The organism is Streptomyces sp. NPDC030840, from assembly GCF_055572015.1.
This window is the reverse complement of record NZ_JBVIEE010000049.1, coordinates 1-1,703: the sequence shown is the minus strand read 5'-3', so window position 1 is coordinate 1,703 and position 1,703 is coordinate 1. Positions and strand designations below refer to the sequence as shown.

At 56.6% G+C, this 1,703-nt stretch carries 2 rRNA genes; both read right to left on the bottom strand.

Annotated features, from left to right (window positions below):
* A 5S ribosomal RNA gene (gene rrf / locus ACZ49J_RS45370) occupies positions 1 to 117 on the bottom strand.
* 87 nt (positions 118 to 204) lie between these two features.
* A 23S ribosomal RNA gene (locus ACZ49J_RS45365) occupies positions 205 to 1,703 on the bottom strand; the annotation flags it as partial.

The window sequence follows — 1,703 nt, the reverse complement described above, 5'->3', positions numbered from 1 at the left end:
GTTCGGCGGTGTCCTACTCTCCCACAGGGTCCCCCCTGCAGTACCATCGGCGCTGTAAGGCTTAGCTTCCGGGTTCGGAATGTAACCGGGCGTTTCCCTCACGCTATGACCACCGAAACACTATGAAACTGTCAACCGGAGCCGCAGCAACGGCTACGACGGTTGTTCGTGGTTTCAGAACCAACACAGTGGACGCGAGCCTCTATGGACAAGCCCTCGGCCTATTAGTACCAGTCACCTCCACCCGTTACCGGGCTTCCAGACCTGGCCTATCAACCCAGTCGTCTACTGGGAGCCTTACCCTCTCTAGGAGGTGGGAGTCCTCATCTCGAAGCAGGCTTCCCGCTTAGATGCTTTCAGCGGTTATCCCTCCCGAACGTAGCCAACCAGCCATGCCCTTGGCAGAACAACTGGCACACCAGAGGTTCGTCCGTCCCGGTCCTCTCGTACTAGGGACAGCCCTTCTCAAGACTCCTACGCGCACAGCGGATAGGGACCGAACTGTCTCACGACGTTCTAAACCCAGCTCGCGTACCGCTTTAATGGGCGAACAGCCCAACCCTTGGGACCGACTCCAGCCCCAGGATGCGACGAGCCGACATCGAGGTGCCAAACCATCCCGTCGATATGGACTCTTGGGGAAGATCAGCCTGTTATCCCCGGGGTACCTTTTATCCGTTGAGCGACGGCGCTTCCACAAGCCACCGCCGGATCACTAGTCCCGACTTTCGTCCCTGCTCGACCCGTCGGTCTCACAGTCAAGCTCCCTTGTGCACTTACACTCAACACCTGATTGCCAACCAGGCTGAGGGAACCTTTGGGCGCCTCCGTTACCCTTTAGGAGGCAACCGCCCCAGTTAAACTACCCATCAGACACTGTCCCTGATCCGGATCACGGACCCAGGTTAGACATCCAGCACGACCAGACTGGTATTTCAACGACGACTCCCCCTGAACTGGCGTCCAGAGTTCAAAGTCTCCCAGCTATCCTACACAAGCCGAACCGAACACCAATATCAAACTGTAGTAAAGGTCCCGGGGTCTTTCCGTCCTGCTGCGCGAAACGAGCATCTTTACTCGTAGTGCAATTTCACCGGGCCTATGGTTGAGACAGTCGAGAAGTCGTTACGCCATTCGTGCAGGTCGGAACTTACCCGACAAGGAATTTCGCTACCTTAGGATGGTTATAGTTACCACCGCCGTTTACTGGCGCTTAAGTTCTCAGCTTCGCCATGACGAATCATGACTAACCGGTCCCCTTAACGTTCCAGCACCGGGCAGGCGTCAGTCCGTATACATCGCCTTACGGCTTCGCACGGACCTGTGTTTTTAGTAAACAGTCGCTTCTCGCTGGTCTCTGCGGCCACCCCCAGCTCACCCAGCAAGTGGGATCACCGGAAATGGCCCCCCTTCTCCCGAAGTTACGGGGGCATTTTGCCGAGTTCCTTAACCATAGTTCACCCGAACGCCTCGGTATTCTCTACCAGACCACCTGAGTCGGTTTAGGGTACGGGCCGCCATGAAACTCGCTAGAGGCTTTTCTCGACAGCATAGGATCATCCACTTCACCACAATCGGCTCGGCATCAGGTCTCAGACTATTGCCAGGCGGATTTACCTACCTGACGTCCTACACCCTTACCCCGGGACAACCACCGCCCGGGATGGACTACCTTCCTGCGTCACCCCATCACTCACCTACTA